General features: G+C 70.7%; 3 protein-coding genes and 1 pseudogene. 1 reads left to right on the top strand and 3 read right to left on the bottom strand.

Going from position 1 to position 3,559, the window contains the following annotated elements:
• From J7E22_RS15810 to J7E22_RS15820, 3 genes are all read right to left on the bottom strand, one after another.
• The coding region (locus J7E22_RS15810; protein WP_214982787.1) for a class II 3-deoxy-7-phosphoheptulonate synthase at nt 1–1,364 on the bottom strand (1,364 nt) is incomplete at its 3' end.
• 91 nt (nt 1,365–1,455) lie between these two features.
• A complete protein-coding gene (locus J7E22_RS15815) occupies nt 1,456–2,181 on the bottom strand; it encodes a 1-acyl-sn-glycerol-3-phosphate acyltransferase (RefSeq protein ID WP_214982788.1) in 726 nt (241 codons plus the stop codon).
• A gap of 55 nt (nt 2,182–2,236) precedes the next feature.
• Complete coding sequence (locus tag J7E22_RS15820; protein WP_214982789.1) at nt 2,237–3,190, bottom strand: ROK family glucokinase; 954 nt, start codon at nt 3,188–3,190, stop codon at nt 2,237–2,239.
• 121 nt (nt 3,191–3,311) lie between these two features.
• Between J7E22_RS15820 and J7E22_RS15825 the strand changes: the two are divergent.
• Nucleotides 3,312–3,559, top strand: a pseudogene (locus tag J7E22_RS15825) (hypothetical protein); the annotation flags it as partial.

Here is a 3,559-nt window from a genome sequence, read left to right on the forward strand (position 1 = left end):
GCGCTGAGCTCCTCGGCGACGAGGAACGCCAACTCGAGCGACTGCATGTGGTTCAACCGCGGGTCGCACAGGGACTCGTACCGGGTGGCGAGGGTGGCCTCGTCGATCTGCTCCGAGCCCCCCAGGCACTCCGTGACGTCGTCCCCGGTGAGCTCGACGTGCATGCCGCCCGGGTAGGTCCCGACCTCGCGGTGGGCCTCGAAGAAGCCGAGGACCTCGTCCACGACGTCGTCGAAGCGCCGCGTCTTGTAGCCGGTCGGGGTGGTCAGGCCGTTGCCGTGCATCGGGTCCGTGACCCAGAGCGGGTTCGCGTCCATGCCCTTGATCGCCTCGAGCAGCTTGGGCAGCTCGCCGCGGATCTTGCCGGCGCCCATCCGGGTGATGAACGTCAGGCGGCCGGGCTCGCGGTTCGGGTCGAGCTTGTCGACCAGGGCCTTCATGTCGTCGACCGTCGTCGTCGGGCCGAGCTTCACCCCGATCGGGTTCCGCACGCGGGACAGGAAGTCCACGTGGGCGCCGTCGATGTCCCGCGTCCGCTCACCGATCCAGATGAAGTGGCCGGAGGTGTCGTACGCCAGACCGGACCGGGAGTCGATCCGGGTCATCGGGCGCTCGTAGTCCATGAGCAGTCCCTCGTGCGAGGCGTAGAACTCGACGTGCTTGAGGGCCTCGAAGTCGGAGCCGCAGGCCGCCATGAAGCGGATAGCGCGGTCGATCTCCTTCGCGAGGTGCTCGTACCGGGCGTTCGCCGGGTTCGACGCGAACCCCTTGTTCCACGAGTGCACCTGGCGGAGGTCCGCGAAGCCGCCCTGCGTGAAGGCGCGGACGAGGTTCAGCGTGGAGGCGGCGGTGTGGTACCCCTGCACCAGGCGGCGCGGGTCGGCCGTCCGGCTCTCGAGCGTGAAGTCGTAGCCGTTCACGATGTCGCCACGGTATGCGGGCAGCGTGACGTCACCGCGGGTCTCGAGGTCACTCGACCGGGGCTTGGCGAACTGCCCCGCCATCCGGCCCATCTTGATGACGGGCATCGAGGCGCCGTACGTCAGCACGACGGCCATCTGCAGGATCGTCTTCACCCGGTCGCGGATCGAGTCCGCCGTGGCACCGGCGAAGGTCTCCGCACAGTCACCACCCTGCAGCAGGAACGCCTTGCCCTGTGCGGCGGCGGCGAGCCGCTCGCGGAGCTTGTCCACCTCGCCCGCGAAGACGAGCGGCGGCAGCGTGGCGATCTCGGCCGAGGCCGCTTCGGCGGCTGCGGCGTCCGGCCACGTGGGCTGCTGCTTGATGGGGAGCGTGCGCCAATAGTCGAGGCCCTCGATGACGTCCGGATCCTGCAGGGCGACGAAGTCGGTCGACTCGAACAAGGGCGTTACCTCGGTGTTCTGTACGGGCGGCCCGAGCACGCGGTGACCGCGCGGGACGGGCGTCCCGGCGGGGTGCCGGGACCTTCAGAGCCTAACGTGCGGGCGTCGGCTTCCGTTCCCGCGTGACGCGCTCCCGCGCCGAGGCAGCACGCTCCTTCACGCTCGTGGCGTAGACGTCGACGTACTCCTGGCGGCTCAGCCCGGCGAGCTCGTGCATGACCTCGTCCGTGACGCTGCGCAGGATGAAGCGGTCGGTCTCGAAGCCCTCGAAGCGCGAGAAGTCGAGGGGCTTGCCGAACACGACCCCGACGCGCTTGAACTTCGGGAACCGCTGGCCGATCTGCTGGACCTCGCGTGTGCCGACCATCGCGACCGGCACGACCACGACGCGCCCCTCGAGGATCATGCGGGCGATCCCGGTCCGTCCGCGGTAGAGCTTGCCGTCGGGGCTGCGCGTGCCCTCGGGGTAGATGCCGAGCTGCTCGCCGCGCGCCAGCACCTGGAGGCCGGCACGGAGCGACGCCTCGGAGGCCTTGCCACCCGACCGGTCGATCGGCAGCTGCCCGATGGCGTTGAAGAACGTCTTCGTCGCCCACCCCTTGAGCCCGCGCCCGGTGAAGTAGTCGCTCTTCGCCAGGAACGACACGCGGCGGTCGACCACCGCGGGCAGGATCACCGAGTCGATGAACGAGATGTGGTTCGACGCGAAGATGACCGGTCCCTTGGTCGGCACGTTCTCGCGCCCGACGACCCACGGCCGGAACAGGGTGAGGATGAGCGGACCGAGCACGAAGTTCTTCAACAGCCAGTAGGTCATCTTCGACTCCGATTCGGGACGGGCGGGACGTCGAGGGCGGGCGTCCGAGCCGAGGTTACGCGGTGCGGGCGTGGATGCGGGCCAGGTCGGCCGCGCCCACCACGCCGGCGTCGTTCACCAGCTCGGCGATGACGAACTCCGGCTCGGGGTGGTACCCGCGGGCCGGCAGGTTGTTGAGGTAGGCCTGGCGGATCGGTTCGAGCAGTCGGTCCCCCGCGCTCGCGACGCCGCCGCCGAACACGAACAGCTGCGGGTCGAGCACGGCGGACAGGGACGCGCAGGCCTCGCCGAGGTGCCGGCCGAGACGGCGCAGGGCCGCGAGGGCGCCCGGGTCGTCGGCGAGGATGAGGTCACCGATGACCTTGCCGTCGAGGTGCCCGCCGTTCGCGTCCCGGGCCTCGGCCAGGGCGACCCCGATCCCACCCGCGTCCGCGACGTCGTTCGCCATCCGCTGCAGGGCGCGGCCGGAGCCGTACTGCTCGATGCACCCGCGCGCACCGCAGCCGCAGGGCAGGCCGTTCGGGACGATGCGCAGGTGCCCGATCTCCCCGCCCGTGCCGAAGCCGCCGCGGAACAGACGGTCCTCGGTGACGATCGCCCCGCCGACGCCGGTGCCGATGGTGAGCATGGTCATGTCGGACACCAGGCGGCCCGCGCCGAACCGGAACTCGGCCCAGCCGGCGGCGTTCGCGTCGTTGTCGACGGTGATGTGCAGGTCGCCGAGGCGCTGCTGCAGCTTCTGGCGCAGCGGTTCGTTCCGCCAGCGGATGTTCGGCGTGTAGTAGACGATCGACTGCGAGGCGTCGATGAAGCCGGGAGCCGCCACGCCGACCGCGCTGACCTCGTTCGCGGCCCGCAGTCGCGACACCATGGTCACGACGTCGTCGAGCATGGCGTCCGGGTCCGCCGCGTTCGTCGCGACCCGGTCCTCGGCGATGATCTCGCCCAGTTCGGAGACGACCGCACCCGCGATCTTGGTGCCCCCGATGTCGATTCCGATGGCATGCACGAGCAAGGAGCCTACCGGTTCGCCGCGAAGGCACGGAACGCCCGGAGGTGCGCCCTATGCTGGCGGTGTCGCCTCGACGCTGAGGCAGACTCGAATCGAACCGGCCGACAAAGGAGTCACCGTGACCGATCAGCGGCCCGCCACCAGCAGCGCCACCACCACGAGCTCCGCCTCCGATGGCAGCACCAGCCCCAGCCCGACGAGCGCGTCGTCCGCCACACCGGGTACCGGCAGCGGGTCTGCCGCAGCACCGGCACCGGCCGGGAGGCACGCCAGCGCCGGCAACGCCGGTCCCGTCGCGCCCGACCACGGTTCCGCAGCACGGCTCCTCACCGACCGCGTCCGGCTCACGCCCGACCGGCCCATCCT

The organism is Curtobacterium sp. ISL-83, from assembly GCF_018613895.1.
In the GTDB taxonomy this organism is placed as follows: domain Bacteria; phylum Actinomycetota; class Actinomycetes; order Actinomycetales; family Microbacteriaceae; genus Curtobacterium.